This window comes from Brevundimonas sp. T2-11 (assembly GCF_055397675.1).
In genome coordinates, this window is the sequence record NZ_AP027920.1 from 927314 (window position 1) to 951311 (window position 23998).

General features: G+C 67.0%; 26 protein-coding genes. 12 read left to right on the forward strand and 14 right to left on the reverse strand.

Annotated features, from left to right (window positions below; all coding sequences use genetic code 11):
• Nucleotides 1-4 precede the first annotated feature (4 nt).
• The 8 genes from ACZ5XO_RS04575 to folE all read right to left on the reverse strand — a co-directional run bounded on the left by ACZ5XO_RS04575 (nucleotide 5) and on the right by folE (nucleotide 6397).
• Nucleotides 5-643 carry a Pr6Pr family membrane protein gene (locus ACZ5XO_RS04575; protein WP_464164134.1) on the reverse strand — a complete coding sequence of 213 codons (639 nt, stop codon included), beginning with the start codon at nucleotides 641-643 and terminating at the stop codon, nucleotides 5-7.
• Complete coding sequence (locus ACZ5XO_RS04580) at nucleotides 643-891, reverse strand: helix-turn-helix domain-containing protein (RefSeq protein WP_464164135.1); 249 nt, start codon at nucleotides 889-891, stop codon at nucleotides 643-645. Before ACZ5XO_RS04580 ends, ACZ5XO_RS04575 begins: the two co-directional genes overlap by 1 nt.
• A 40-nt stretch (nucleotides 892-931) precedes the next feature.
• Nucleotides 932-1786, reverse strand: coding sequence for an aldo/keto reductase (locus ACZ5XO_RS04585; protein ID WP_464164136.1), 855 nt, complete (start codon nucleotides 1784-1786; stop codon nucleotides 932-934).
• A gap of 43 nt (nucleotides 1787-1829) precedes the next feature.
• The gene (locus ACZ5XO_RS04590; RefSeq protein WP_464164137.1) at nucleotides 1830-2696 is read right to left on the reverse strand and encodes an alpha/beta hydrolase family protein; all 867 of its coding nucleotides are present in this window, start codon (nucleotides 2694-2696) and stop codon (nucleotides 1830-1832) included.
• Nucleotides 2697-2747: 51 nt separating this feature from the next.
• Entirely contained in the window at nucleotides 2748-3152 is a 405-nt protein-coding gene (locus ACZ5XO_RS04595; RefSeq protein WP_464164138.1) for a hypothetical protein, read from the reverse strand.
• Nucleotides 3153-3161: 9 nt separating this feature from the next.
• Nucleotides 3162-4991 carry a gamma-glutamyltransferase family protein gene (locus ACZ5XO_RS04600; protein ID WP_464164139.1) on the reverse strand — a complete coding sequence of 610 codons (1830 nt, stop codon included), beginning with the start codon at nucleotides 4989-4991 and terminating at the stop codon, nucleotides 3162-3164.
• 149 nt (nucleotides 4992-5140) lie between these two features.
• Nucleotides 5141-5581 (reverse strand): biopolymer transporter ExbD, encoded by a 441-nt coding sequence (locus tag ACZ5XO_RS04605; protein ID WP_464164140.1) that lies wholly within the window; start codon nucleotides 5579-5581, stop codon nucleotides 5141-5143.
• A gap of 198 nt (nucleotides 5582-5779) precedes the next feature.
• Entirely contained in the window at nucleotides 5780-6397 is a 618-nt protein-coding gene (gene folE, locus ACZ5XO_RS04610; protein ID WP_464164141.1) for a GTP cyclohydrolase I FolE, read from the reverse strand.
• A 133-nt stretch (nucleotides 6398-6530) separates the two neighbouring features.
• On the opposite strand from folE, the gene cysS reads away from it, so the two are divergent.
• The gene (gene cysS / locus ACZ5XO_RS04615) at nucleotides 6531-7982 is read left to right on the forward strand and encodes a cysteine--tRNA ligase (protein ID WP_464164142.1); all 1452 of its coding nucleotides are present in this window, start codon (nucleotides 6531-6533) and stop codon (nucleotides 7980-7982) included.
• Between the two features lie 39 nt (nucleotides 7983-8021).
• On the opposite strand, the gene ACZ5XO_RS04620 is transcribed toward cysS, so the two are convergent.
• Nucleotides 8022-9308: a lytic murein transglycosylase gene (locus ACZ5XO_RS04620; protein WP_464164143.1), complete on the reverse strand. Its 1287-nt coding sequence runs from the start codon at nucleotides 9306-9308 to the stop codon at nucleotides 8022-8024.
• 368 nt (nucleotides 9309-9676) lie between these two features.
• On the opposite strand from ACZ5XO_RS04620, the gene ykgO reads away from it, so the two are divergent.
• The 3 genes from ykgO to ACZ5XO_RS04635 all read left to right on the forward strand — a co-directional run bounded on the left by ykgO (nucleotide 9677) and on the right by ACZ5XO_RS04635 (nucleotide 10796).
• Nucleotides 9677-9802, forward strand: coding sequence for a type B 50S ribosomal protein L36 (gene ykgO / locus ACZ5XO_RS04625; RefSeq protein ID WP_006274063.1), 126 nt, complete (start codon nucleotides 9677-9679; stop codon nucleotides 9800-9802).
• Nucleotides 9803-10023: 221 nt separating this feature from the next.
• Entirely contained in the window at nucleotides 10024-10302 is a 279-nt protein-coding gene (gapR, locus tag ACZ5XO_RS04630) for a nucleoid-associated protein GapR (RefSeq protein ID WP_105562911.1), read from the forward strand.
• A gap of 251 nt (nucleotides 10303-10553) precedes the next feature.
• Nucleotides 10554-10796 carry a hypothetical protein gene (locus ACZ5XO_RS04635; RefSeq protein WP_464164855.1) on the forward strand — a complete coding sequence of 81 codons (243 nt, stop codon included), beginning with the start codon at nucleotides 10554-10556 and terminating at the stop codon, nucleotides 10794-10796.
• 136 nt (nucleotides 10797-10932) lie between these two features.
• Here ACZ5XO_RS04635 and ACZ5XO_RS04640 read toward each other — a convergent pair whose 3' ends face one another.
• Entirely contained in the window at nucleotides 10933-11376 is a 444-nt protein-coding gene (locus ACZ5XO_RS04640; protein ID WP_464164144.1) for a lysozyme inhibitor LprI family protein, read from the reverse strand.
• A 505-nt stretch (nucleotides 11377-11881) separates the two neighbouring features.
• A complete protein-coding gene (locus ACZ5XO_RS04645) occupies nucleotides 11882-12076 on the reverse strand; it encodes a hypothetical protein (protein ID WP_464164145.1) in 195 nt (64 codons plus the stop codon).
• A gap of 88 nt (nucleotides 12077-12164) precedes the next feature.
• On the opposite strand from ACZ5XO_RS04645, the gene ACZ5XO_RS04650 reads away from it, so the two are divergent.
• Nucleotides 12165-12746 (forward strand): DUF805 domain-containing protein, encoded by a 582-nt coding sequence (locus ACZ5XO_RS04650; protein ID WP_464164146.1) that lies wholly within the window; start codon nucleotides 12165-12167, stop codon nucleotides 12744-12746.
• Nucleotides 12747-12750: 4 nt separating this feature from the next.
• On the opposite strand, the gene ACZ5XO_RS04655 is transcribed toward ACZ5XO_RS04650, so the two are convergent.
• The 3 genes from ACZ5XO_RS04655 to ACZ5XO_RS04665 form a co-directional block, all read right to left on the reverse strand.
• Complete coding sequence (locus tag ACZ5XO_RS04655; RefSeq protein ID WP_464164147.1) at nucleotides 12751-14208, reverse strand: sigma-54-dependent transcriptional regulator; 1458 nt, start codon at nucleotides 14206-14208, stop codon at nucleotides 12751-12753.
• Between the two features lie 113 nt (nucleotides 14209-14321).
• On the reverse strand, nucleotides 14322-16130 hold the full coding sequence (locus ACZ5XO_RS04660) for a DUF4153 domain-containing protein (RefSeq protein ID WP_464164148.1): 1809 nt from the start codon (nucleotides 16128-16130) through the stop codon (nucleotides 14322-14324).
• Nucleotides 16131-16192: 62 nt separating this feature from the next.
• Nucleotides 16193-17827, reverse strand: coding sequence for a family 43 glycosylhydrolase (locus ACZ5XO_RS04665; protein ID WP_464164149.1), 1635 nt, complete (start codon nucleotides 17825-17827; stop codon nucleotides 16193-16195).
• A 152-nt stretch (nucleotides 17828-17979) separates the two neighbouring features.
• Between ACZ5XO_RS04665 and ACZ5XO_RS04670 the strand changes: the two genes are divergently transcribed.
• The 7 genes from ACZ5XO_RS04670 to ACZ5XO_RS04700 all read left to right on the forward strand — a co-directional run bounded on the left by ACZ5XO_RS04670 (nucleotide 17980) and on the right by ACZ5XO_RS04700 (nucleotide 23935).
• On the forward strand, nucleotides 17980-19782 hold the full coding sequence (locus ACZ5XO_RS04670; RefSeq protein WP_464164150.1) for a M3 family oligoendopeptidase: 1803 nt from the start codon (nucleotides 17980-17982) through the stop codon (nucleotides 19780-19782).
• 94 nt (nucleotides 19783-19876) lie between these two features.
• The gene (locus ACZ5XO_RS04675) at nucleotides 19877-20125 is read left to right on the forward strand and encodes an aa3-type cytochrome c oxidase subunit IV (protein WP_464164151.1); all 249 of its coding nucleotides are present in this window, start codon (nucleotides 19877-19879) and stop codon (nucleotides 20123-20125) included.
• Between the two features lie 229 nt (nucleotides 20126-20354).
• Nucleotides 20355-21488: a Re/Si-specific NAD(P)(+) transhydrogenase subunit alpha gene (locus ACZ5XO_RS04680; RefSeq protein ID WP_464164152.1), complete on the forward strand. Its 1134-nt coding sequence runs from the start codon at nucleotides 20355-20357 to the stop codon at nucleotides 21486-21488.
• Nucleotides 21488-21814: an NAD(P) transhydrogenase subunit alpha part 2 gene (locus tag ACZ5XO_RS04685; protein ID WP_207822775.1), complete on the forward strand. Its 327-nt coding sequence runs from the start codon at nucleotides 21488-21490 to the stop codon at nucleotides 21812-21814. The genes ACZ5XO_RS04680 and ACZ5XO_RS04685 overlap by 1 nt, the downstream gene beginning before the upstream one ends.
• The gene (locus ACZ5XO_RS04690) at nucleotides 21811-22095 is read left to right on the forward strand and encodes a hypothetical protein (RefSeq protein ID WP_464164153.1); all 285 of its coding nucleotides are present in this window, start codon (nucleotides 21811-21813) and stop codon (nucleotides 22093-22095) included. Before ACZ5XO_RS04685 ends, ACZ5XO_RS04690 begins: the two co-directional genes overlap by 4 nt.
• A gap of 11 nt (nucleotides 22096-22106) precedes the next feature.
• A complete protein-coding gene (locus ACZ5XO_RS04695) occupies nucleotides 22107-22484 on the forward strand; it encodes a hypothetical protein (RefSeq protein WP_464164154.1) in 378 nt (125 codons plus the stop codon).
• 32 nt (nucleotides 22485-22516) lie between these two features.
• Nucleotides 22517-23935 (forward strand): NAD(P)(+) transhydrogenase (Re/Si-specific) subunit beta, encoded by a 1419-nt coding sequence (locus ACZ5XO_RS04700; RefSeq protein ID WP_464164155.1) that lies wholly within the window; start codon nucleotides 22517-22519, stop codon nucleotides 23933-23935.
• Nucleotides 23936-23998: the final 63 nt, after the last annotated feature.

The window sequence follows — 23998 nt, forward strand, 5'->3', positions numbered from 1 at the left end:
ACGCTTAGGCGGCAATCGTGCGTCTGTCACGCCGTCCGAAGGTGCGATCGATCGCCACGACGACCAAGCCCACGATCAGGAAGAAGACCAGCAGGCCCGCGAAATAGATCATGGCCTTACCCAACCCCAACTGATCCGCGTCCACGAACCAGTAGGGCCACCAGCCGCTCAGCTCGCCGTGCAGCAGGGTCCAGCCGCCATAGACCAGGACCACCGCCAGCCACCGGGCCGGATCGACCCAGCGCAGCCGGCCCTTGGGCGTGAAGACCAGCCAGTCGACGGCGAAGGCGATGGGCATGACGTAGTGCAGCAGATTGTTGGCGACCAGCGACCAGCCCTGCGGGTTCCAGGTCGGGGCCAGCAGGAAGTGATAAACCACTCCGACCACCACGATATACATGGTCACCGCCGCCCGGACGCTTTCGCTGAGCGACCAGCGCCCCAGCCGGCTGTTCGGCGCCACGGCCGACGCCGTCAGGGCCAGCGCCACCAGAATGTTCGACAGGATGGTGAAATAGCTGAAGAAGTTCAGCGTCAGCTCGCCCGCGCCGGTGTGCGGATCGCCTTTCAGAATCAGCCCGTATTGCAGACCGAGCGCATACCAGCCGATGAGGGCGGCGATGGCGCGATAGGGCCGCGCCATCAGTAGCCCGGCGTATCCGACACCAGCGCCCACACCGGCAGATGCAGGGCGCGGGTGGCGGCGTCGAGGCCGGCGGAATCCAGGTGCTCGCGCCCTGCCTCGATGCGGCGCAGGGCCTCGGGTGTCAGGTCGAGGGCGGCGGCCAGATCGTCCGGCGTCACCCCCCTCTGGTCGCGCCAGCGCCGGATGCGGGCGCCGATGACGGCGTCCATCGGATCAATCCCCGGAAAGCCCAGAACCGAACCCATGGCGTCCTCCCTGACGCGAGCGTTCTATGACGCCGTTAGGTCAGGCATCCTGATCCCATTGGAAGGCCTCGTCCAGCCAGTCGCCCAGACGGCCGTCAGGGCGGGCCAGGGCGTGGATCCGGGCCATTTCGTCCGCCGACAGCTCGAAGTCGAAGATGTCGAAGCTCTCGCCGGCGCGCTCGACCTTTGTGGTGCGGGGAATGGCGATGACGCCCTGCTGGATGAACCAGCGCAGGGTGACCTGGCCATTGGTCTTGCCGTGCGCCTTGGCGATCTCGCCGATCACGGCGTCGTCCGCGATCTTGCCCTGGGCCAGCGGCGACCAGGCGGTGATGGACGACCCCAGCTCGCGGGCCGTCTCGATCAGGGTCTTTTGCGACAGATAGGGGTGATACTCGACCTGATTGGTCACCAGGGGCGCGCTCGACAGGGCCGCCGCCTCGCGGAACTGGGCCGAGGGGAAGTTCGACAGGCCGATATGCCGAGCGAAACCCTTGTCCAGCGCCTCGTTCAGGGCGTCGATCGTCTCCTTGAGCGACGGCGTCGGCTTGGGCCAGTGCAGCAGCAGCAGATCCGGCGTCAGACCCAGGCTGATGGCGGACTCTTCAGCCTGACGCAGCAGGGCGTCGCGATGGAAATGCTCGACCCAGATCTTGGTGGTCACGAAGATCTCGTCGCGCGCCACGATCCCCTCGGCCACGGCGTCGGCGATGCCGTCGCCCACGGCCTTTTCGTTCTTGTAGATCCAGGCCGTGTCGATGTGGCGATAGCCGATGCGCAGGGCCTCAAGCACCATGCGCCGCGCCTCGTCTGGCTCCAGCATCCAGGTGCCGAAGCCCAGAAGCGGAATCTCCACGCCCGAGGCGATGACGGTCGGCTGGTCGGAATAGGGCATGGGGAGGCTCCGATATTAAGGAGCGCTCGATATAGGCGCCCGATCAGGCGTCGCCATTGTCCAGCCAGTGGAGAATCCGGTCCCACAGCGGCTCCATCCCCTTTCGGAAGGCGCCCTCGTGGCCGATGCGCCGTGCGCCGAAGTCGCCGGGCGCGTGGACGCCGATATCGGAGGGGGCGTTGGGATAGACCGTCAGCAGGTCGCGCGCCGTATTGGGCGTGGCGATGGGATCGTCGGTGAAGATCCACGAGCGGATCGGCGCGGTCACGGCCTCATAGTGGTGGGGCCGCAGCGTCGTCTCCAGTTCGCGCGAGAAATATTCCCGCTTCAGGCACCAGCGCCGCCAAGTGGTGAAGACCCCGCGCGGCAGGTCCGTCCCGCCCCACAGGCCGCCGCCCTTGATATAGCCGTGTCGCAGCAGGCTGAACGGCCCGAAGCCCAGCCAGAAGAAGAGCTCCAGCGGATTGTAGGACCGGTGATGCCCGCCCCACCATCCGGTCCCGACAGAGACGAAGGCGTGGCGCTCGATGCGGTCCTGATTGTGCATGAAGCCCAGGAAGTGCCCGCCGACGCTGTGGCCGACATGGACCACGCGCAGGCCCGGCGCCGCCGCGATCAGGGCGTCCAGGGCGGCGGGCATGTCCAGCCGGCCCCAGTCGGGGTAGTCCATCGCCATGGCCTTCAGGTCGTCGGGCCGCGACCCGGCGATGCCCCGGAAATCATAGGTCAGCACCGCCGCGCCTCGCCCGGCCAGATGCCGGGCGAACCGCTCGTAGAAGCCCTTGGGAAAGCCCGTACCGGACGAGACGAGCACGGCCATGCGCGGCTCGGCGGCCGACACCAGCCGCATCGACAGCGGATAGCCGTCGGCGGCCGGAGCGGTGAAGTCGCGGGTCACGAGTTCGGTCATAGGGTCCGTCCTGTTTGGAAACGAACTCTAGGCGATTGACGCGGCGTCAGGTCAAGCCGTCGCGGCGACATCAAGCGCGGCGTTGACCGGCGCCGGCTTGCGCTGCATCCGGAAGGTCCCCGACCAGTCGCCATGGATCACCCAGCGTCCGGCGACGCTGTTCCCGTCCGTCGATATTGAGCCGATATAGTCGATGGAATGGGTCTGGCCGCCGCCGTCAGGGAACTTGGTGAAGACCAGCTGACGGTCGAGATGATGACCCTCCAGCCGCGCCGGGATCGGCGGCGCACCGGGAAGGCCGAGGGCGTCGGGCTCCAGTGTGGAGCCTGTGACCTCTCCGCCAGCATCACGAATCTGCGCCTCGAACGGCGTCGGCGGCAGGTCGTCGTAAGGATTGAACTCCGCGTCCACCGGATAGAAGTAGACACCGGTCCAGCGCCCGGAGAGATCGGTCATGTCCGGTTCTCAATAGGCCAGGGCGGCGCCGTCCTTGCGCATTTCGGTCGCCGCGCCGTAGGTCCAGCGGCCCTGTTCGTTGATCTGCTTCATCACGTTCTGATAGCCGCCGAAGCCGCCGTCGGGCGGGCCGAGGTCCCAGCCCATGGCGGTCAGTTGCTGCCTGGTCGCTTCAGGCACGCCCGATTCCAGGTGCAGCTTGCCGACGCCCTCGGCCGGCTGGCCGGTCGGCTCGGACGAGCCGTAATGCTGCCAGCGCGGGCTGTCGCCGGCCTGCTGCGGGTCCAGGCCGTAGTCGACCATGTTGATGATGATCTGGGCCTGACCCTGGGGCTGCATGCCGCCGCCCATGACGCCGTAGGCCATCCATGGCTCGCCGTCCTTGCAGGCGAAGCCGGGGATGATGGTGTGGAAGGGCCGTTTGCCCGGCGCATAGACATTGGGATGGCCGTCGCTCAGGGCGAACAGCTCGCCCCGGTCCTGGAACATGAAGCCCAGGGTGCCGCCGTCCGGGCCGTCGGGCGTCAGGCCTGAACCCATGCCGCGATAGTTGGACTGGATCCAGCTGACCATCATCCCGTCCTTGTCGGCCACGCTGAAGTAGGTGGTGTCGCCCTGGGTCGGGGCGTCGCCGGGGAAGACGCGGTCCATGACGCGGTTCGGGTTGATCAGTTTCGCCCGTTCGGCGGCGTAGGCCTTGGAGTTCAGCCAGGCGGTCGGGGCCTTGGCGAAGCGTTCGTCGGCGAAGTAGCGGGCGCGGTCTTCGAACGCCAGGCGCTTGGCTTCGGCCTGGATGTGAATGGAAGCGGCGGACTGGAAGCCCATGGCCTTGAGGTCGAACTGCTCGCAGATGTTCAGGATCTGGTTGGTCGACAGCCCCTGGGTGTTGGGCCCCAGAGAATAGACCTCGACCCCGCGATAGGTGGTCATCAGCGGCTCGACCCATTCGGTGCGGTGAGCGGCCAGATCGGCGCGGGTCATCCAGCCGCCGATCCGCCTGAAGTAGCGCTCGATGTGGTCGGCGATGGCGCCGTCATAGAAGGCGTCGCGCCCGCCCTCCGCAATCATGCGGTAGGTGCGCCCCAGATCGGGGTTGGCGAAGACTTCGCCCGTCTTCGGGGGGCGACCGCCGGTCAGCCAGACCTTCTTGCGGTTGTCGTTCTCCTCGATCTGGGATGCGGCGCGGTCGAAGCCGGCCATGTTGCGCTCCAGATACCAGGCGATGACCTCCGGCACCGGCACGCCCTGTTCGCACAGCTCGGCGACGGGGATCAGGACGTCCTTCCACGGCAGCTTGCCGTAGCGCTGATGCGCGCTCCACCAGGCGTCGACCGTGCCGGGCACGTTGACGGTGACGGCGCCGTATCTGGGCAGGTAGCCGTCCACGGCCTTTAACCGGGCCGTTTCCAGCGACAGCCCGCGCGGGCTGGCGCCCGAGCCGTTGAAACCGACCACCTTCTTCTGGGCCGGATCCCACATCAGGCCAAAGGCGTCGCCGCCGATGCCGTTGGCGGTGGGTTCAAGGAAACCGAGGGCCGCATTGATGGCGATGGCGGCGTCGATGGCCGAACCGCCGCGACGCAGGGTGTCCAGTCCGATCAGGGTGGCGGCGGGGTGGGCCGTGGCGGCGGCGCCGTTGGCGCCCCAGACGGTCGAACGGCCGACGAACTTGGGCCCCGTCACGCGGTCGCCGATGCCCACCCCGGCATAGGGATCAGCCGGTTGGGGCGGGGGGGCGGTTGTCGTCGCGGCGGGGGCTGTTGTCTGGGCGACGACCGAGCCGGCTCCGGCCAGAAGGGCGCCGGCGGGCAGGGTGGACAGGAAGGTGCGGCGACGCATGACGAAATCCCCCGATAACTGACGATCGCATCAAGGACCGGCCTTGCCCCGGGGGCAAGCGCGCGATGCGGTTCGGGGTGCGAATTCGGGCAAAGAAAAAGGGCCGCCCCGAAGGAGCGGCCCTGATTCATGAGAGCGGAGGCTAAGCCCTACTCGATGTCTTCGTTCAGCAGGCCGACCTTGTAGAAGCCGTTTTCCTGAAGCTTGTTCATGACTTCCATGAACTGGTTGTACTTCACTTCCGGCTGGGCGCGGACGAAGACGCGCTCTTCGCGGCAGTCGGTCGTCACGTCTTGCGCGGCGCAAACGTCGGCCGGCAGCTTGGCGATCGAAGTTTCCTGCTCGGCGATGTAGATGCTGCCCGACTCCTGGATCGTGATGTACACGGGGTCCTTGGGCTTTTCGTTCGTGCTCGACGGCGTCGCCGGCGGCAGGTCGAGCTTGATTGACACGGTGGCCAGAGGCGCGGCGACCATGAAGATGATCAGCAGCACCAGCATGATGTCGACGAACGGGGTGACGTTGATCTCCGCGTTCTGTTCGATCGTTTTGCCGCCCTGGCCCGAGGGACCGGAAAGTTTAGAGCCCATACGCCGTCGTCTCCATCATGGCCCGCGTTCTTCGGCGAGCAGCACTCAAAGGTATGGATCGTCTCTTGGCGTCCCGAGCCGGGCTTGTAAAGCCGTCTTGCATGACGAATTCGCGTCAGCCGGCAATAAGATTGCATAACCGGCCGTTTCGCAGCTGCGAAACGACCGGTTCAAACCCTTTGGACTCAGTGCGCTTTCTTAGCCTCGCGCCAGCTTCAGGAAACGGTCGGTCAGGGCCTGATCGTCCTTGAAGGCGCCGGTGAAACGGGTGGTGATGGTGGTGACGTGGCGGTGATGAACGCCGCGCGTGGTCATGCACTGGTGCGCCGCATCGACCAGGACGGCCACGCCGCGCGGCTGCAGGTGCGATTCGATGGCCTCGATGATGTCGTTGGTCAGGGTCTCCTGGTTTTGCAGGCGACGGGCGAAGATCTCGACCACGCGCGCCAGCTTGGAGATGCCCACGACCTTCTCGCCCGGCAGGTAGGCGACATAGGCCTTGCCGAGGAAGGGGGCCATGTGGTGCTCGCAGTGGCTCTCGATCTCGATGTCGCGCAGGATGACCATGTCGTCATAGCCGGTCACGTCTTCGAAGGTGCGCGACAGCTCCTTGCCCGCGTCGGCGTCGTAGCCGTCGAACCATTCGCCATAGGCGTCGACCACGCGCTTGGGCGTGTCGATCAGGCCGGGGCGCGAGGGATCGTCGCCGGCCCAGGCGATCAGGGTGCGGACAGCGTCCAGCGCCTGTTCGCGGCTGGGGCGCTTGGGGGCTTCCTCGTTGGCGACGAGAACGGGCTTGGCGGGCGTGGTGCTCATGAATCTGTCCAACGGCGGCGGGGGAGGGTCCGCTGCGGCTTACCTTTTACCAATGGGCGCAGGATGTGTAATCAGGCCGCTATATGGGACACGTCGTCCGTCCCGCAAGAAAACTCGCAAAAGACTGTCGCCCATGCCGTTGCACATCCACGACACCCTCCGCCGTGAAAAGCGCGCCTTTGCGCCGCGCGATCCGAACCGGGTGACGCTCTATGTCTGCGGCCCGACGGTCTATGACTACGCCCATATCGGCAATGCGCGCCCGCCGGTGGTGTTCGACGTCCTGGTGCGGCTGCTGCGCCGGACCTACGGGGCGGACAAGGTCGTCTACGCCCGCAACGTCACCGACGTGGACGACAAGATCAACGCCAAGGCCGCGAAGGAAGGCGTGCCGATCGGCGAGATCACGGCCCGCTACGAGGCGGCCTATCTGGCCGATATGGGTCTGCTGAACGTCAGCCCGCCCGACATCGCCCCGCATGTCACCGACTACATCGACGCCATCACGGCCCAGATCCAGGCCATCATCGACGCCGGCAACGCCTACGCGGCTGAGGGTCACGTCCTGTTCGACGTCTCCAGCTATCCTTCCTATGGCGCACTGTCGGGCCGCAATCTGGACGACATGATCGCCGGCGCCCGCGTCGAGGTGGCGCCCTACAAGAAGAACCCGCACGACTTCGTCCTGTGGAAGCCGTCCAAGGCGGATGAGCCGTCCTGGCCGTCGCCGTGGGGTGCAGGGCGTCCCGGCTGGCACATCGAATGCTCGGCCATGATCGAGCAGACGCTGGGCCTGCCCATCGACATCCACGGCGGCGGCATCGACCTGGTCTTCCCGCACCATGAGAACGAGATCGCCCAGGGCGTCTGCGCCCACGGCCACGCCCACGGCGATCAGGCCCACGACGAATACGCTCGTTACTGGATGCACAACGGCTTCCTGACCGTGGACGCCGAGAAGATGTCCAAGTCGATCGGCAACGTCCTGTTGCTGCACGATCTGGTGAAGGCCATGCCGGGCGAGGTGGTGCGCTGGGCCCTGCTGAGCGCCCACTATCGCCAGCCGCTCGACTGGAACCAGACCCTGCTGGAGCAGAGCCGCAAGAACCTCGACCGTCTCTACGGCGTCCTGCGCGACGCCGACGCCCGGTTGGGCGATTTCGATCTCTCCACGCTGGAAGAGGCGGAGATGGAGCTGGCCGAGAACGCACTGGACCCGGTGCTGGACGCGCTGGAGGACGACCTCAACACGCCGGGCGCCATCGCCCAACTGTTTGGTCTGGGCAACGCCTTGCGCGACCTGCTGAACGACGCCGAGGCCGACATCAACGACGTGGCCATGGCCCGCTGGTCGCTGCAGGAGGCCGCCGGCCTGCTGGGCGTTCTGGCCCTGACGCCCGACGACTGGTTCGAGGGCGGCGATCCTGCGCTGAAGGCCGAGGTCGAGAGCCTGCTGGAACAACGCGCCGCCGCCCGCGCCGAAAAGAACTGGGGCGAGGCGGACCGTATTCGCGACCGCCTGAACGAACTGAACGTCGTCGTCATGGACGGCCCGCAAGGCGCCACCTGGCGCGTGAAGGGGTAATCCTTGAGGGAACCCTCTCCCGGCGGGAGAGGGAGAAGCCTACCGCGCCCGCCGGATCAACTCGTCGGCCAGGACGTCCGTCAGATAGCCGTCCGCCACCCGCCCGTTGGCCTGCTGCCAGCGGCGGAGCGCCGCGCGGGTGTTGGAGCCGATGACGCCGTCGACGCCCTGGGTGTCGAATCCCATGCGCGTCAGGGCTGTCTGGGCGCCGACGCGCTGTTCGCGGGTCAGGGGGCCGTCGTTGGGCCAGGCCACGGTCAGCGGCGGCTTGCCCTGCACTCCGTCGGCGATCAGGCCGATGGCGAGGGCGTAGCTGACCGAGTTGTTGTAGCGACGGATCACATAGTGGTTGGGCAGGGCCAGGAAGGCCGGTCCCTTGGCGCCCTGGGGCAACAGGATGGTCGCGCCCTCGGAGGCTTCCTCGCTGTTCGGCGCCGAGCCGTTGGCCAGGCGGACCCCACGGCCTGCCCAATAGGCCCAGTTGTGCTTGGGACCCTCGGCTTCGCTGTAGTCGAAGTTGGCCGGCAGGACGACTTCATAGGCCCAGCCCTGACCGCGCTTCCATCCGGCCTGGGCCAGCAGATTGGCGGCCGAGGCCAGGGCGTCGGCGTCCGAGCCCCATATGTCCACCTTGCCGTCGCCGTTCTGATCGACGCCCAGCTTCAGGTAGTTGTCGGGCATGAACTGGGTCTGGCCCATGGCGCCCGCCCAACTGCCCTTCAGGCCCGCGCGGTCGCGGCGGCCGTCCACGATGATATCCAGGGCGTTCTTCAACTGGTCCTCGGCCCAGGCTCGACGGCGGCCGTCATAGGCCAGGGTCGCCAGCGAGCGCACCACGTCGAAATCGCCCTGGACCTGACCGAAGGCGCTCTCCTGGGCCCAGACGCCGAGCAGGATTTCGGTCGGCACGCCGAATCTCTGGGTCACCTCCCACGGCACGCGGTCGACGCGCTGACGGGCCATGCCGATTCGGGCGGGGGCGGTGGCGCTCTGGATATAGGCGCCGGCCGGACGTGAGAATTCGGGCTGGTTGCGATCCAGGCGGATGACGCTGGCGTTGGGCGTGACGCCGTTCAGTTCGCGCGAGTATTCCCACTTCCGTGTCCCGCCCAGGCGATCGATGAAGCTCTTCTTCCACGCTTCGAAGCTGGCCTGGTCATAGGCGTCGGACAGGTCCGTGGCGGCGGGCGGCGGCGCCGGCGCGGGCGTCGCGGGCGCGGGCTCCACGACGGCGGGCGGCGCGGGCTGCGGCTGAGGCGGCGTCGGAACCATGGGCGCACAGGCCGCAACAGAACCAATCAGGGCAAGACGATAGGCGATACGCATGACCACAGGCTAACGCCCCCGAATTCCACGACCAATCACAAGCGCGCGAAGCCGAAAGGGGTTTCCGTGAAAAGGGTTAAGTCCACGCTAACCATTTGCGACAGGTTGCTTTTAAGGAACGGCGTTTTACGTTCCGGCTCCCTTGGACACGGCCTGGTGGCGGAGGGGCGACGCGCCGGACGTGCATGTCCGGAGACCCTCCGTTCGACTCGGAGGCCAGGCCTCCAGCGGAATCCCTGCGCGGAATGTTGACGAAAGGCCGGGGCCTCTCTATACGCACCGCTCCGCCGCAAGGTCCTGTCCGCAGGCTCTTCGCGCATTTGTTTTTGACCGCCCTCACGGGCCTCCAATCTTCGGGACGTCCGACCATGAAGGTCCGCAGCTCGCTCAAGTCGCTCAAGGGTCGCCACCGCGACTGCAAGATCGTTCGCCGCAAGGGCGTGGTCTATGTGATCAACAAGACCGACCCGCGCTTCAAGGCCAAGCAAGGCTAAGAACCGCGTCGGCGCCGGTGTCGGCGCCGCGGTTACGATATTCAAAGGCTGCGGACGATGTCCGCGGCCTTTTTCGTGTCCGGCGTCAGGTCCCGGAATCGAACCCGATTCGTCCCCGAGGCGCATTGGGGCGATTCCCTTCTTGCCCTCTCGCCCCCCGGTCTGCTTGAGAGTGGGGTCACGGTCGCCCGCCGGCCAATTCAAGTTTCGGAGCTTTCCTCATGGCCGACGACGCCCCCGCCTTCGACGCCGCCTCGGACGTCCTGACCGCCACGGCCCAGGGCCGTCTGCGCTCGATCATCGAGCGCCTGGAGCGCCTCGAGGAGGACAAGCAGGCCGTCATGGTCGACATGAAGGAGGTCTTCGCCGAGGCCAAGGGCGAGGGCTATGACGTTAAGGTCCTGCGCAAGGTCCTGCGCCTGCGCAAGCAGGACAAGGCCAAGCGTCAGGAAGAAGAAGCGATCCTGGACCTCTACCTGTCGGCCCTCGGCGAGATCTGAGGGAGGCGGGCCTGAAGCGCACGCCCTTCAAGCCCCCCAGCGACCGCCCTTCACGCTCCGGCAGCCTGAAGGGCGGCGATGCATCCAAACTGCGCTCCAGCGGCTTCTCGCGCTCCAGCAGCCCGAAGGGTGATAGCGCCAGCAAGACTCGCTCAAGTAGCCCGAAGGGCGATAGCGCCCCCAAAAAGAAGCCTTCGCCGAGCCCTTGGGAGCAGCAGAAGGAAGCCGCCAAGCGGTCTGCGCTCAACGCCCTGAAACGCGCCCGCCGCTCGGCAGAGAAGGCGGGCGTTTCGCTGTCCGAGTGGGAGGGCGACTTCCTCGATTCGGTCGGCGAACGCATCCAGACCCACGGCCGCGCCTTCGCCGACCCCGACAAGGGCGCCCCCGGTCAGGCCCTGTCGGCCATGCAAGGCCGCAAGCTCAAGGAAATCACCGCCAAGGCCAAGGGCGAGGAAACCCGCCCCTGGATGCGCAAGGCGAAGCGCGAAGAGTGACCTTTCGGGCGCCGCTCCTGTATCGAGAAGGTCTGAACACCTGATTGCCGGTCTGACGCAATCAACGCCCGCGAGGGCGGACCTTCTTCTTTGAAGGTTCCGTGGCTGACGGCGGTCTCTCAGCTCGGCCGCCGCCTCATTCGAAACCGCTGCGCGGCGGCTCAGCCAGGCGGGGCATCCCTTCCATCGGCGTCAGATATTCCCGCCAGATGTAGTGGGTGCGTTCCCGGATCAGCTCCATCTCGCAACTGGCGGCCATGACTGTACGGATCGTGCCGGGCGACCAATAGCTGTCCACCGCTCCGCATGCCGCCTCCACATAGGCTCGCCACAGCCGTTCGCCCTCACGGATGTTCGCTATCAAGGGCTCGGAATCTCTTTCGCCGTTCTCCCGCAGGACCGCATAGGCGGTGTCCGTGTACAGGCGCAGGGTCTCCTCCAGAGCCCTGACATCGCGCCCGGCGCAAACGTTCTGCTCAAGCGTCGAGCCTGCATTGGCGCAGTCGACCTCTGGCCAATCGTCCTGAACCGTCGCCGAGCTGATCGAAAGCGCACCGAACAAAGCCAACAGCGCCGCCATCGCGATCTCCCTTGAATGAACTAGCCGCCAGATACTGGCATCCGCTGTGGAGGCAGACCATTCGAGAAAATGGGCGCTCCGCCAAGGGGCGACGCTCAGGGCCGCAAGCGACCCATTGCGGAGGTTCGCACCAAGCCTTTCCCAGAAGAAGCACCTCCAGTAGCCTTTGTTAATGAGCGATCCGCGTGCGAGCCAAAATCACTGGGCCCATTATCTTTGCCCTAATGGGCAAGGTCATCCGGTTGTCATGGCCCATTGGAGTCCTGCTCCTGGCGCTGAACCCCATCTTTGTGGCCGTTGAGAACGTTCTGACGTCGAAAGACTTATGGCTTGGGGTATTCCCCTCACTGGTGACTGCCGCAAAGCTCTGGGGGCTTTTCGTGAGCGTGATGATAGCCGCTTCTGGCATCATGTTCTGGCGGGGAGCCAACAAAGCTGGCCACTGATCGAACGTCCATCAGCCACCCCTAACGGACAGTCAGTCTGTCCGCTTTCGCTGCCAGGTCTACTTGCTGCTCCACGGCCGCGCGGAGCCGTTCCTGACCCGCGCCGCCTGTTCGCGCTGGAATCGGCCGCCGCGCGGGGGCTTGGGGCGGGCGGCGATGGCTTTCTGCTTTTCACGCAGGGCGCGCTGGATCGGGGTTTCCGGCGGCGCGGCTTCCGCCGGCGCGGGGGAGGGGGCGTCGTTCTGGTCGCTCATGACCGCAGACTAGCACATCTTCGCGGATGACCCGGGACGAAGGCCGACGTAACCCTGTGCCGCGAATGTGATTCTGCGGGGGCGGCGAATGTCGGCGGTATGGGACGGTTTCAGGCGTTTGGCGGATTTCCGCGGACGGGATCAGCGAGGGCGCTTCTGGCCCTATGCCCTGGTCGTGGCGGTCTTGCTCTATGTCGGCATGGCGGCGGCCATGATCCCGACGATGTCCGGCGTCTTTGAGGAGGCGGCGCGCTACGCCGCCGAGAACCCGGAGCAGGTGACGGTGACGGCGGGGCCCGGCCAGTACTCGGTCCAGATCCACGATCCCGACGCCGCACCGATGCCGGACATGAGCGGGCTGTTCTGGGTCGTGAGACTGGTGTTCGTCGCGGCGGGCATCCTGCTGGCGGCGGCGGTGACGCGGCGGCTGCATGACACAGGGCGCCCCGGCTGGTGGGGCCTGCCGCCTCTGGTGTTTGGCGGGGTCGCCTCCATCCTCTTTCCCTGGGTGATGGAGCGGTTCATGCAATCGGACGAGGCCGCGCTCGGCCCCTTCTTCCTGCTGTTCGCCAACAACCTGCTCTACATGATCAGCCTGATCGGGTTGATCGTCCTGCTGTGTCTGAGAGGAACGCCCGGACCCAACCGTTACGGTCCTGAGCCGGGCTGAGGACTCAGCCCGCTTCCTTCAACTGCTCTTCCAGCCCCTGTTCGCGGACCTTGCGGTACAGGGTCGAGCGGCCGATGCCGAGGCGTCGGGCGATCTCGCTCATGTGGCCGGAATAGACCTCGATGGCGTGCTGGATCAGGTCGCGTTCAATCTCTTCCAGGGTGCGGACGTGGCCGCGCGCGTCGATGATGCGGACCGGGCTGTCGGGCTGGGCCTCGGCACCCGCGTCGTTGACGGGCGTCTCGGCGCGTTCGTGAGAGACGACGGCGCCTGATGTCAGCGGCATGGCGACGCCCGAGATGGCCGGGAAGTCGTGCGGCTGAAGCAGAGGCGAGTCCGCCAGGACCAGGGCGCGATAGACGGCGTTCTCCAGTTGACGAACATTGCCGGGCCAGTCGTAGCCCTGCAGCAGGGCCAGGGTTTCCGACGAACAGCCGGCGACGCGTTTGCCTTCCTCGACGTTGAAGCGGGCGATGAAGTGCTCGACCAGGGCCGGAATGTCCTCGCGCCGCTCGCGCAGGGCCGGGGCTTCGATCGGGAAGACGTTCAGGCGATAGAAGAGGTCCTCGCGGAAAGCGCCTTCCTTGACCTGCTGGGCCGGGTCACGGTTGGTGGCCGAGACGATGCGGACGTCGACCTTGACCGGGCGCTTGCCGCCGACGGGATCGACCTCGCCTTCCTGAAGGGCGCGCAGCAGCTTGACCTGCATGTCCAGCGGCAGTTCGCCGATCTCGTCCAGGAACAGGGTGCCGCCGTTCGCCTCGACGAACTTGCCGGCGTGTTTCTCATGGGCGCCGGTGAAGGCGCCCTTCTCGTGGCCGAACAGGATGGACTCGACCAGATTGGCGGGCAGGGCGCCGCAGTTGACCGCCACGAAGGGCTTGCCCGCCCGATCCGAGGCGCCGTGCAGGGCGCGGGCGATCACCTCTTTACCCACGCCGCTCTCGCCGGTGATCAGCACCGGGATGCCGGACTTGGCGGCGCGCACGCCGAGCGCCTTGACCATGCGCATGGGCTCGCTGTCGCCGACCATGTCGTCGAAGGAGGTTCGACCCGAGACGTGTTTCTTCAGACGGCCGATCTCGGCCGACAGCTGGGTCAGTTGCAGGGCGTTGCGCACTCCGATCAGCAGGCGCTCCGGTCCGACCGGCTTGACGAAGAAATCCTGGGCCCCGGCCTGCATGGCCTTGACCACCGTCTCGATGCCGCCGTTGGCGGTCAGGACGATGACCGGCGTGGGCACGCCCGCCGTGCGGATCTCCGCCAGGGTTTCAAGACCCGACAGGCCCGGCATGACCAGATCCAGCAGCACCACGTCGGCGCCGCCGCCCTTGGTCAGGCGGTCGATCGCCTCGCCCCCGCTTTCGGCGTGGACGACGGCGTAGCCCTCGCGGTCGAGCACCGCCTGAATCAGGCGGCGCTGCGTGGGATCATCGTCGACGACCAGAACGGTTTTGGCCATATGAATACACCCTAAATCATCACCGTAGCGGCCGTCCTCATTGTGCGGGATCGGCTCGTCTCGAAACAAGCCTTAGCAGGCAGGGGGTGAAGATGGGGTTTCGGAGAACTGAGTCAGGGGTTAACGGCGACGGGGGGCGGACATTTCTCTTCCGGCTGGAATCGGGCGGCTCCGCGCGCGGTTGAAAGGTCCGGCCAGAAGGGGGCGCGCGGCATGGTCTGCGGGTCTTTCAGCAGGTCGCGGACGTTCTTGGGGCCCGTGCCGCAGTAGACGAAGCGATAGTCCCCCTGATGCGCCCACACGCCTTCGGCCCCCTGCGCGAACAGGGCGATGCGATAGTTGTCGGCCAGCAGGACTTCGGTCTTCCCGTCGCCGTTCAGGTCGCGGGCGGTCGCCAGGCACTCGGCGGTTTCCAGGCAGCCATAGCGGGGATCGCCGGGCCGTACCGGGGCCACGAAGCCGGCGGGCAGGGCGACGTCTGCAGGCCAGGCGGCGATGCGCGGCGTGCGGGGCGGGACCGTCGCCTGTTCCACGTCATAGCGGGAAGTGGTGGTCCGGGCCTGCCTGGCCAGCCGCGCGATCTCGGCGTCGGATGACCGGACCAGATCGGCCAGAGCCGCTTGTCCGGCCTTGCCCGCTTCGAAGCGCAGGAAGGCGTAGTCGAACGCGGCGGCGCTGACCTCGCCGCGCTTCAGCCGGGCGACCTGATCCGCCACCGACAGGCGTGCCGGATCGAGCAGGGGGCTGAACAGGGCCAGGATGACGCCGACCGTCAGGACGGCGGCGGCGACATTGGTGCGCTCCAGCGGCTTCATCCAGGCGGTCTGTTTCCAGAAGGGCGACAGCGCGGCCCAGCCGTAGCCTGCGGCGTAGACCACCCCGACTGCGGCGCAGGCCGAGGCGATGATCCGGTCCGGCGTCAGGCCGTGCTGGCCGACGCGCAAGGACAGGCCCCAGACAGCGATCAGGATCAGCGGCGTCAGCAGGACGGCGGCGACTCGCACGGCCACGCGCAGCACCACCGGCGGCAGATTGTCTTCGCGACCGTCCTGATAGGCGGTGTTGATCAGGATGATCAGGGCGGCGGCGGCCGACAGCACCAGGGCCGTGGCGCTGCCCGTCTTCCACAGGCCGTCCAGCCCGGTGAAGGGCAGGGCCGCAAGGAAGCCCGCCACCAGCACCGTGATGACCAGCAACAGCCAGGACAGCAGCATCAGGGCCACGGTCCGCACGCCCCGGATCAGTCCGCTGCGCACATCGGTCAGTTGCACCGCGACAGCGAAGACCAGGCAGGTGACGGGGATGGAGAACCACTCTTCGCCGACCAGATCGGACAGGAAGCTGAGGCCGATGACCCGGAAAAGGGCCGCGCCGAGAAACAGCAGCAGCCAGAAAGCCCCGGTGAAGCCCAGCGACAGGCCCAATTGCACCCCGGCCTTCCACGCCGTGTCGAAATAGTCGTCGAAGTCGGCGATCCATCGGCGGCTCGCGACGGCCGGAACGATCAGGTGGTGGGCGATGAACAGGGCGGCGGCGGCGAAGGCGATGACCGGGAATCGGAGATAGGGCGGGTAGAAATGCTCCCGCGTCTGTTGCGCCGCATCATGCCAGCCGAGGAGCATGAGGATCGCCGAGGCGATTACGCCCCACACGACCAGGGCCCTGATCGGCAACCGTCCCACGCCCGCCAGCAGCATGACGGGCGTGAAGGCGCAGGCGAGAATCAGGGCGCCGAACAGCGGCGGGTGGGTGGCCGGCCACATCAGGGCGTCGTGCGAGGACCCGCTGCGGTAGAGTGCATAGAGCAACAGGCCCTGGACCAGGCCGACGCCAAGACGAACGGCGGCCAGTCCCCGAGCCCCGTTCAGAGAGGCGCGGCCGCTGGCGCCGTCATGGCTGTGGTCCGGGGGCGATGCGGTCATGCCTGCTCCTTGGCTCAAGGTCGCATCAGACGACGGATCGCCCTCGATGGGAAGCGCGGCCTTTACAGCGCCTGGAAGCGGAAGTTGCGGAACCGGGCCTCGCCCGTCCCTGCCGCGTAGAGGCCGGGGCGCAGCATCATGAAGCCGCCGCGCACATTGTGGTGGTAGCCCGAGACCTCCATCTGGCGATCGAACTTGGTCCAGGTCTCGCCGTCCATGCTGTGATGGAAGGTGATGATGTGGCGGTCGTTGGTCAGGCGCAGCTTCATGCGGCGTCCGTGCGGATTGTCAGGGCGACCGCGTTCCAGCCCGAACTGGTGGGTGACGAAGCGCTCCTGGTCAAAACCCAACCCCGCGTAGAGGGCGTGGTCATAGAAGACCACCAGACCGGCCGTGCAGCCGGGGTCGATCTCGATGTCGCATTCGATCCTGTACGCCTGATCGCCCTGGATGAAGGTGAGGGGCGAGCAGTCTCGCGGCGATTGCCCCTTGGCCTTGAGGTGCAGGACGCCGTCGCGACGCTGGAACCGTTCGGCTTCTCCCGGCGCGGGATCGTAGAAGCTCCACTGGACCCCGAACTTGTCGCGGCTGAAGTCGTCGGATAGCGCCATGCCGTGCGCGGGCAGGGGCGTTGCCGGCGTCCTGGGAACGGGCAGGGGAAGAGGCTTCGACAGGTCGCCGCCCCGGGCGTGGAACCAGCCGTCGTCGTCCCACTCGACCGGATCAAGCAGGAGCTGGCGCCCCAGGGTCCAGAAGGCGTTTTCATAGCCGTGATAGACCATCCACCAGCGGCCGTCAGGCGCTTCGATCAGGGTGGCGTGGCCGCGCGACCACCACTTTTCGGCGGCCGAGAGGGTGCGGACCAGAGGGTTGCGAGGATGGTCTTCCCAGGGGCCGTGGATCGAGCGCGAGCGGGCAGCGATGACCATGTGGCCGGTCGGCGGCCCCGCAGTCCCCCCGACGGCGGTGATCATGTAGAACCAGTCGCCCCGGCGGATCAGCTTGGGCCCCTCTGGCGAGAAGCTCTCCACGGTCCAGTCGTCGGGATAGCGCCAGGGATCATAGACGTGACGGACCGGACCGGTGGTCGACAGGCCGTCATCGGCCAGTGGAACCATGTCGCCGCCGCTGAGGAAGAGATAGCGCTTGCCGTCCTCGCCGACGATGTGGCCGGGGTCGATATGGTCCGGCAGGTGCAGGTCGATCGGATCGCTCCACGGCCCTTCGATCCGGTCGGCCCATGAGACGTAGCTGGTGCGATAGGTCTCGGTGCGGGCGGGGATGTAGAGGAAGTAGCGGCCGTCATGCTTGCACAGCTCCGGCGCCCAGACCGAGCCGATGTTGCGCGTCAGGGCGGCTGTGATCGGTGTCCAGTTGATCAGGTCGGTTGATCGCCAGATCACCAGCCCCGGCACGGACTCGAACGACGAAAAGGTCATGTAGTAGACGTCGCCGTCCTTCAGGATCGTCGGGTCGGGGCGGTCCCCGGCGATAACCGGGTTCAGGAAGCTTCCGTCGCCGCGATCCGCGCGCCTCTGGCCCTCGACGCCCGGCGCCCAGGTCTGCTCGCTCCAGTCACGACCGAAGGGGGCGATCTGGTCGCGAGACTGGGACAGGGCTGGAGCCGGAAGGCTGGCCGCCGCCGCGCCCGCCGCCAGTCCGCCGAAGAGGCCGCGTCGATGGATGGACCTGGTCATGGCGCTGTTCCCCCGGTGCTTGAAATTCGTATTATGATACCGGTGACAATCCTCGTCCGAGCGGCAGGCGTCCAGAGAAATCTCTGTCGATTTCGGGCGTCCTGTCGCCGCACCCGTTGCGCTGGGGCGGCGGGGTCCCCAAAACCAAGGACATGAACGCGCCCGTCAAGACGACCGACTTTGCCGACGCCCCCTTGTGGGACCTGTCCGACCTCTACGCCTCTCGCGAGGATACGCGCATCAGCGCCGACCTGGATCGGGCCAAGGCCCTGGTGGATCAGATGAACGCCTTCCAGGGCCAGCTGGTCGGCCGACGCGGCGAGGCGGCGGCTCTGGGTCAGGCGCTGGATCAGACGATCGCCCTGTACGAACAGGCGGCGGACGTCATGGGCGGTCTCGGCGCCTACGCCTTCCTCGCGGCCTCGACGGCGCGCGACGATGCGGGCGCGCAAGGGTTCGAGGCCAATATCCGCGAGAAGATGACGGTCATCGCCACCCCGACCGTCTGGCTGACGCTGGAGATCAATCAACTGGACGAGGCCGAGATCGAGGCCGCGCTTTCCGCCCATCCGGCCGCCGCGCGCTGGTCGCCCTGGCTGCGCCGGGTGCGGGCGATGAAGCCGCACGAGCTTTCGACCGAGCTTGAGACCTTCGTCGCCGAGCGAGGCCCCATCCAGGCCCAGTGGCCGCGCCTGTTCGACGAGACCCTGGCCGCGCTGCGGGCCGAGGCTGACGGCGAGACCCTGACCCTGTCCGAAGCCCTGAACCGCCTCAGCGACGCCGACGGCGCCAGGCGCGCCTCCGCCGCCGAGGGTCTGTCGAAAGCCTTCGCCGACAAGGCGGGGACCATGGCCATGGTCATGAACACCGTCGCCGCCGACAAGGCGCTGGAAGACAGATGGCGCGGCTTCAAGCGCCCCGCCGACAGCCGTCACCTGGGCAATGAGGTCGACGGCGAGAGCGTCGACGCCATGGCCGAGGCCGTGGCCGAAGCCTATCCCCGCATCTCGCACCGCTATTACGCGCTCAAGGCCAAGGCCATGGGCAAGACGACGCTGGACCACTGGGACCGCAACGCCCCCATCGAGGCCACGCCGCCGCGCACCTATGACTGGGGGCAGGCCCGCGAGGTGGTGCTGGCTAGCTTCGCCGACCTGGGCGGCGACTTCGCCGAGCGCGCCGGCTGGTTCTTCGACCGACCGTGGATCGACGCGCGGGCGCGGCCGGGCAAGCAGTCGGGCGCCTACGCCCACCCGGTGACGGCGGACCGCCACCCCTATGTCTTCCTGAACTGGATGGGCGAGCGGCGCGACCTGCTGACCCTGGCCCACGAACTGGGTCACGGGGTGCACCAGACCCTGGCGGCGGCGCAGGGCTCGCTGCTGGCCGACACGCCTCTGACCCTGGCCGAGACCGCCTCCATCTTCGCCGAAGGCCTGACCTTCGACCGCCTGCTGGCTGACGCCACGCCCGAGGATCAGCGCGCGCTCCTGGCCGGCCGTATCGAGGACGGGCTGAACACGGTGGTGCGCCAGATCGCCTTCCACCGCTTCGAGACCCGCTTCCACGACGAGCGCGCCGCAGGCGAGGTGTCGGTCGATCGCATCGGCGAGATCTGGATGGAGGAGCTGGGCGCCAGCCTCGGCCCGGCGGTGACGCTGAACCCGGGCTACGAGAACTGGTGGGCCTATGTCAGTCACTTCGTCCACTCGCCCTTCTATGTCTACGCCTACGCCTTCGGCGACCTGCTGGTCGCGGCCCTGATGGAGACGCGCGCCAAGGATCCGGCGGCCTTCACGCCCCTGTATCGCGAGTTGCTGTCGGGCGGCGGAGCGCGGACCTATGTCGAGGCGCTGAAACCCTTTGGCCTGAATCCGCGCGATCCGGCCTTCTGGACCATCGGGACCAAGCGGCTGGAACGCCTGGTCGATCAGTTCGAGGCGCTGGCGGGCTAGGCGCAGAATGTCGTCATGAGCTGCGCGGGCTTGAGCGTCGCGCGCCGACCGCTATAAGAACCGTCGAAATCTCGACTCTTTTCCGGAAGACGCCATGGCCGACCCGCACGCAGACAACGCCGAACACGCCTATGTGCACGGCTCGATGGAAATCTCGGAGCAGGTTTCGACCTGGCATCTGTTCGTCTTCATGGCCAAGTGGGGCTCGCTGCTGACGGCCGCCATCCTGCTGCTGCTGACGGTCTGGTTCGCAGTCGGCGCTGGCTTCCTTGCGGGTCTTGTCAGCGGCGTGGCCCTGTTCGTGATCGGCTTCTTCGCTCTGCGCTCCAAGCCCGCCCACTGAGTTTCGCGCCGCGTTTGCGGCGCTACGACATCGGATCAGCCCGCCGAGCCTTGCAGCCGGCGGGCTTTTCTTTTGTTGCCGTGCGGCGTGACGGCAATATTTTGCCTCCCCTTGTCGGCCTGACGCGATCCTGAGCAAGGAAATTACGATACCGAGGCAATTCTGGCTTTGACGCGCCCTTCCGCTTCGTCCTAACGTCTCAAGGCTGAGGGATAAGGGAGGGATTCGCTTGGCTGTCGCCATCGCCGTGACCCGCGAACGCCGTGAAGGCGAGACGCGCTGCGCCATAACGCCGGAGACGGTGAAGAAGCTGATCGCCCTGGGGGCGACCGTGACGGTCGAGGCCGGGACGGGGCTCGGCTCGTCCATTCCCGACACCGATTACGTCGAGGCCGGGGCGACGGTGAAACCCGACACCCGTGCGGTGCTGGACGGCGCCGACATCCTGCTGAAGGTGCGCGGTCCGACCGCGCAGGAGACCAGCGCCCTGAAACCCGGCGCCATCGTCATCGCCATGCTGGACGCCTATCGCGAGAAGGCTGCGGTCGAGGCGCTGAAGGGTGCGAACGTCACCGCCTTCGCCATGGAATTCGTGCCGCGTATCACCCGCGCCCAGGTCATGGACGTGCTGTCGTCCCAGGCCAATCTGGCCGGCTATCGCGCGGTGATCGAGGCGGCCTACGCCTTCGGCAAGGGCTTCCCGATGATGATGACGGCGGCGGGCACGGTCGCCGCCGCCAAGGTCTTCGTCATGGGCGTGGGCGTGGCGGGGCTTCAGGCCATCGCCACGGCGCGGCGTCTTGGGGCGGTGGTGACCGCCACCGACGTGCGCCCGGCCACCAAGGAACAGGTCGAGTCGCTCGGCGCCAAGTTCTTGGCGGTCGAGGACGAAGAGTTCAAGAACGCCCAGACGGCGGGCGGCTACGCCAAGCCCATGTCGCCGGAATATCAGGCCAAGCAGGCCGTCCTGACCGGCGAACACATCAGGAAGCAGGACATCGTCATCACCACGGCCCTGATCCCCGGCCGCGCGGCGCCCGTGCTGGTCAGCGCCGAACAGGTGGCCTCGATGAAGCCGGGCTCGGTCCTGATCGATCTGGCGGTCGAGGCGGGCGGCAATGTCGAGGGCTCCAAGCCCGGCGAGGTCGTAACCACGGCCAACGGCGTGCAGATCGTCGGCTGGACCAACCTGCCGGGCCGGATCGCCGCCGACGCCAGCGCCCTCTATGCGCGCAACCTGGTCGCCTTCCTCGGGTTGATGATCAAGGACGGCGCCGTGGCGCTGGATCTGGACGACGAAATCCTCAAGGCCGCCGTCGTGACCCACGGCGGGGCCGTGGTGCATGAAGGAGTGAAGGGCTGATGGAACACGTCGATCCCACGGTCTTCCGACTGGCCATCTTCGTGCTGGCGATCTTCGTCGGCTATTACGTGGTGTGGAGCGTGACGCCCGCCCTTCACACGCCGCTGATGGCCGTGACCAACGCCATTTCCAGCGTCATCATCGTCGGCGGCCTGATCGCGGCGGCGGCCATGAGCGCCCAGGCGGGCGGGCCGAACGCCTGGATCGCCAAGGGCGCGGGCGTAGCGGCGGTGACCCTGGCCAGTGTCAACATCTTCGGCGGCTTCATGGTCACGCGACGGATGCTGGCCATGTACAAGAAGAAGGAAAGGCCCAAGGCCTCGTGATCTTCTCGCCTGTCCTGTTCGCCTTCTATGTCTCCTGGGCCGTCACCGGTCTGGGCGTGGCTCTGTGGATCTGGAGTTGGGTGCGGGTGAAGGACCCCATCGGCCGGCTGCGGTTTCAGGACTGCGGCGTGGTGCTGGTCTTCGCCGCCGTGCTGACCCGCATCGTCATCCAGAACCGCGAGATGACCGTCTTTGACTGGGCCATGATATTCCTGGGGCCGCTGTTCATCGCCGCCGCGCTGTGGCGGCTGACCCGCACCCAAGGCCTGACCAAACGTTGAGAGTAACCGTAATGAAGACCACCCTGATTTTCGCCGCCGTCCTGACCGCCGCCGTCGCCGTGTCGGGCGCCGCCTCGGCTCAGAAGACCGAAGAAGTCGGCCAGAATCCCTATAACGGCCTGCACTGGTCGGTGGCCGCGCCGCAGGGCGCCAGCTGGGCGCTGGAATGCCAGTTCGCGCCCGTCACCGTGCGCGGCATCCACTTCAACCGCATCAACCACACGGGCACGGGCCGTATGGCCGGCCGTCTGCCCAGCGATAACGGCAGCTGCCGCGTGACCAAGACGGGCGGCGAGGGCGGTGTCGGCGTCGCCCTGGTCAAGAACGGCGTAGCCACCGCCGCCGGCACCAATGATCCGGCCAAGCCGGCCGTCATCAACGTTTTCTGACACGCTGAAACAACCCTGGGGGAGGGGATCCGATGAACGCATCCATAGCCGCGCTGGCCTATCTGGCCGCGGGGGTCCTGTTCATCCTCTCCCTTCGGGGGCTTTCCAGCCCTGAGACCAGCCGTCGAGGCAATACCCTGGGCATGATCGGCATGGCCCTGGCCGTCGGCGTGACCCTGCTGACGCTGGGCACCACCGGCGCGCTGGACCTGCTGACCCTGGCCCTGATCGGGGGCGGGGTGGTGGTCGGCGGCGGGGCGGGGGCGCTGATCGCCCGGCGCGTGCCGATGACGGCCATGCCGCAACTGGTCGCGGCCTTCCACTCGCTCGTTGGTCTGGCCGCCTGTCTGGTGGCGGTCGGCGCCGTTTATGCGCCCGACGCCTTCGGCATCATGACGGCGGCGGGCGGCATCAAGACCCTGTCCATCGTCGAGCTGAGCCTCGGCGTGGCCATCGGGGCCATCACCTTCACCGGCTCGGTCATCGCCTTCCTGAAGCTTGATGGAAGGATGAGCGGTTCGCCGATCCTGTTGCCGGCGCGGCACCTGATCAACATCGGTTTGGCCCTGGCCCTGGTCTTCCTGATCGGGGTGTTGATCGGCACCGGCGGCACGGCGATCTGGGCTTTCTGGGGGATTTTCGCTCTCAGCCTGATCCTGGGCGCGACCCTGATCATCCCCATCGGCGGGGCGGACATGCCCGTGGTGGTGTCCATGCTGAACTCCTATTCCGGCTGGGCGGCGGCGGCGCTGGGCTTCACGCTGGAGAACATCGCCCTGATCATCACCGGCGCCCTGGTCGGCTCGTCCGGCGCCATCCTCAGCTACATCATGTGCAAGGGCATGAACCGCAGCTTCATCAGCGTCATCCTGGGCGGCTTCGGCGGCGGGGACGCGGCGGCGGCGGGCGGCGGCGTGGTCGAGACGCGTCCCGTCAAGCAGGGCTCTGCCGAGGACGCCGCCTTCATCATGAAGAACGCCTCCAAGGTCATCATCGTCCCCGGCTACGGCATGGCCGTGGCCCAGGCCCAGCACGCCCTGCGTGAAATGGCCGATGTCCTGAAGGAAGAGGGCGTCGAGGTGAAATACGCCATCCATCCCGTCGCGGGCCGGATGCCGGGTCACATGAACGTTCTGCTGGCCGAGGCCAACGTCCCCTATGACGAGGTGTTCGAACTGGAGGACATCAACAGCGAGTTCTCCTCCGCCGACGTGGCCTTCGTCATCGGCGCCAACGACGTCACCAACCCCGCCGCCAAGACCGACCCGCAATCGCCCATCTACGGCATGCCGGTGCTGGACGTGGAGAAGGCGGGCACCGTGCTCTTCATCAAGCGCGGCATGGCGGCGGGCTATGCCGGCGTCGAGAACGAGCTCTTCTTCCGTGACAACACCATGATGCTGTTCGCCGACGCCAAGAAGATGGTCGAGGGGATTGTGAAGGCGCTCTAGGCTGAGCGTGAGAACCCTTCGCGCGCCGGTGCGTTGGCTTGCGACGCTCAACCTGAGCCGTGG

Excerpts from the sequence above, each read along its gene's own strand:
- ykgO (WP_006274063.1), top strand. The coding sequence starts at position 9,677 with ATGAAGGTCCGCAGCTCGCTCAAGTCGCTCAAGGGTCGCCACCGCGAC.
- gapR (WP_105562911.1), top strand. The coding sequence starts at position 10,024 with ATGGCCGACGACGCCCCCGCCTTCGACGCCGCCTCGGACGTCCTGACC.
- ACZ5XO_RS04685 (WP_207822775.1), top strand. The coding sequence starts at position 21,488 with ATGGAACACGTCGATCCCACGGTCTTCCGACTGGCCATCTTCGTGCTG.
- ACZ5XO_RS04595 (WP_464164138.1), bottom strand. The coding sequence starts at position 3,152 with ATGACCGATCTCTCCGGGCGCTGGACCGGTGTCTACTTCTATCCGGTG.
- cysS (WP_464164142.1), top strand. The coding sequence starts at position 6,531 with ATGCCGTTGCACATCCACGACACCCTCCGCCGTGAAAAGCGCGCCTTT.
- ACZ5XO_RS04670 (WP_464164150.1), top strand. The coding sequence starts at position 17,980 with ATGAACGCGCCCGTCAAGACGACCGACTTTGCCGACGCCCCCTTGTGG.
- ACZ5XO_RS04675 (WP_464164151.1), top strand. The coding sequence starts at position 19,877 with ATGGCCGACCCGCACGCAGACAACGCCGAACACGCCTATGTGCACGGC.
- ACZ5XO_RS04655 (WP_464164147.1), bottom strand. The coding sequence starts at position 14,208 with ATGGCCAAAACCGTTCTGGTCGTCGACGATGATCCCACGCAGCGCCGC.
- ACZ5XO_RS04590 (WP_464164137.1), bottom strand. The coding sequence starts at position 2,696 with ATGACCGAACTCGTGACCCGCGACTTCACCGCTCCGGCCGCCGACGGC.
- ACZ5XO_RS04585 (WP_464164136.1), bottom strand. The coding sequence starts at position 1,786 with ATGCCCTATTCCGACCAGCCGACCGTCATCGCCTCGGGCGTGGAGATT.
- ACZ5XO_RS04640 (WP_464164144.1), bottom strand. The coding sequence starts at position 11,376 with ATGGCGGCGCTGTTGGCTTTGTTCGGTGCGCTTTCGATCAGCTCGGCG.
- ACZ5XO_RS04605 (WP_464164140.1), bottom strand. The coding sequence starts at position 5,581 with ATGGGCTCTAAACTTTCCGGTCCCTCGGGCCAGGGCGGCAAAACGATC.
- ACZ5XO_RS04665 (WP_464164149.1), bottom strand. The coding sequence starts at position 17,827 with ATGACCAGGTCCATCCATCGACGCGGCCTCTTCGGCGGACTGGCGGCG.
- ACZ5XO_RS04700 (WP_464164155.1), top strand. The coding sequence starts at position 22,517 with ATGAACGCATCCATAGCCGCGCTGGCCTATCTGGCCGCGGGGGTCCTG.
- ACZ5XO_RS04660 (WP_464164148.1), bottom strand. The coding sequence starts at position 16,130 with ATGACCGCATCGCCCCCGGACCACAGCCATGACGGCGCCAGCGGCCGC.
- ACZ5XO_RS04695 (WP_464164154.1), top strand. The coding sequence starts at position 22,107 with ATGAAGACCACCCTGATTTTCGCCGCCGTCCTGACCGCCGCCGTCGCC.
- ACZ5XO_RS04645 (WP_464164145.1), bottom strand. The coding sequence starts at position 12,076 with ATGAGCGACCAGAACGACGCCCCCTCCCCCGCGCCGGCGGAAGCCGCG.
- ACZ5XO_RS04650 (WP_464164146.1), top strand. The coding sequence starts at position 12,165 with ATGTCGGCGGTATGGGACGGTTTCAGGCGTTTGGCGGATTTCCGCGGA.
- ACZ5XO_RS04580 (WP_464164135.1), bottom strand. The coding sequence starts at position 891 with ATGGGTTCGGTTCTGGGCTTTCCGGGGATTGATCCGATGGACGCCGTC.
- ACZ5XO_RS04575 (WP_464164134.1), bottom strand. The coding sequence starts at position 643 with ATGGCGCGGCCCTATCGCGCCATCGCCGCCCTCATCGGCTGGTATGCG.
- ACZ5XO_RS04620 (WP_464164143.1), bottom strand. The coding sequence starts at position 9,308 with ATGCGTATCGCCTATCGTCTTGCCCTGATTGGTTCTGTTGCGGCCTGT.
- folE (WP_464164141.1), bottom strand. The coding sequence starts at position 6,397 with ATGAGCACCACGCCCGCCAAGCCCGTTCTCGTCGCCAACGAGGAAGCC.
- ACZ5XO_RS04600 (WP_464164139.1), bottom strand. The coding sequence starts at position 4,991 with ATGCGTCGCCGCACCTTCCTGTCCACCCTGCCCGCCGGCGCCCTTCTG.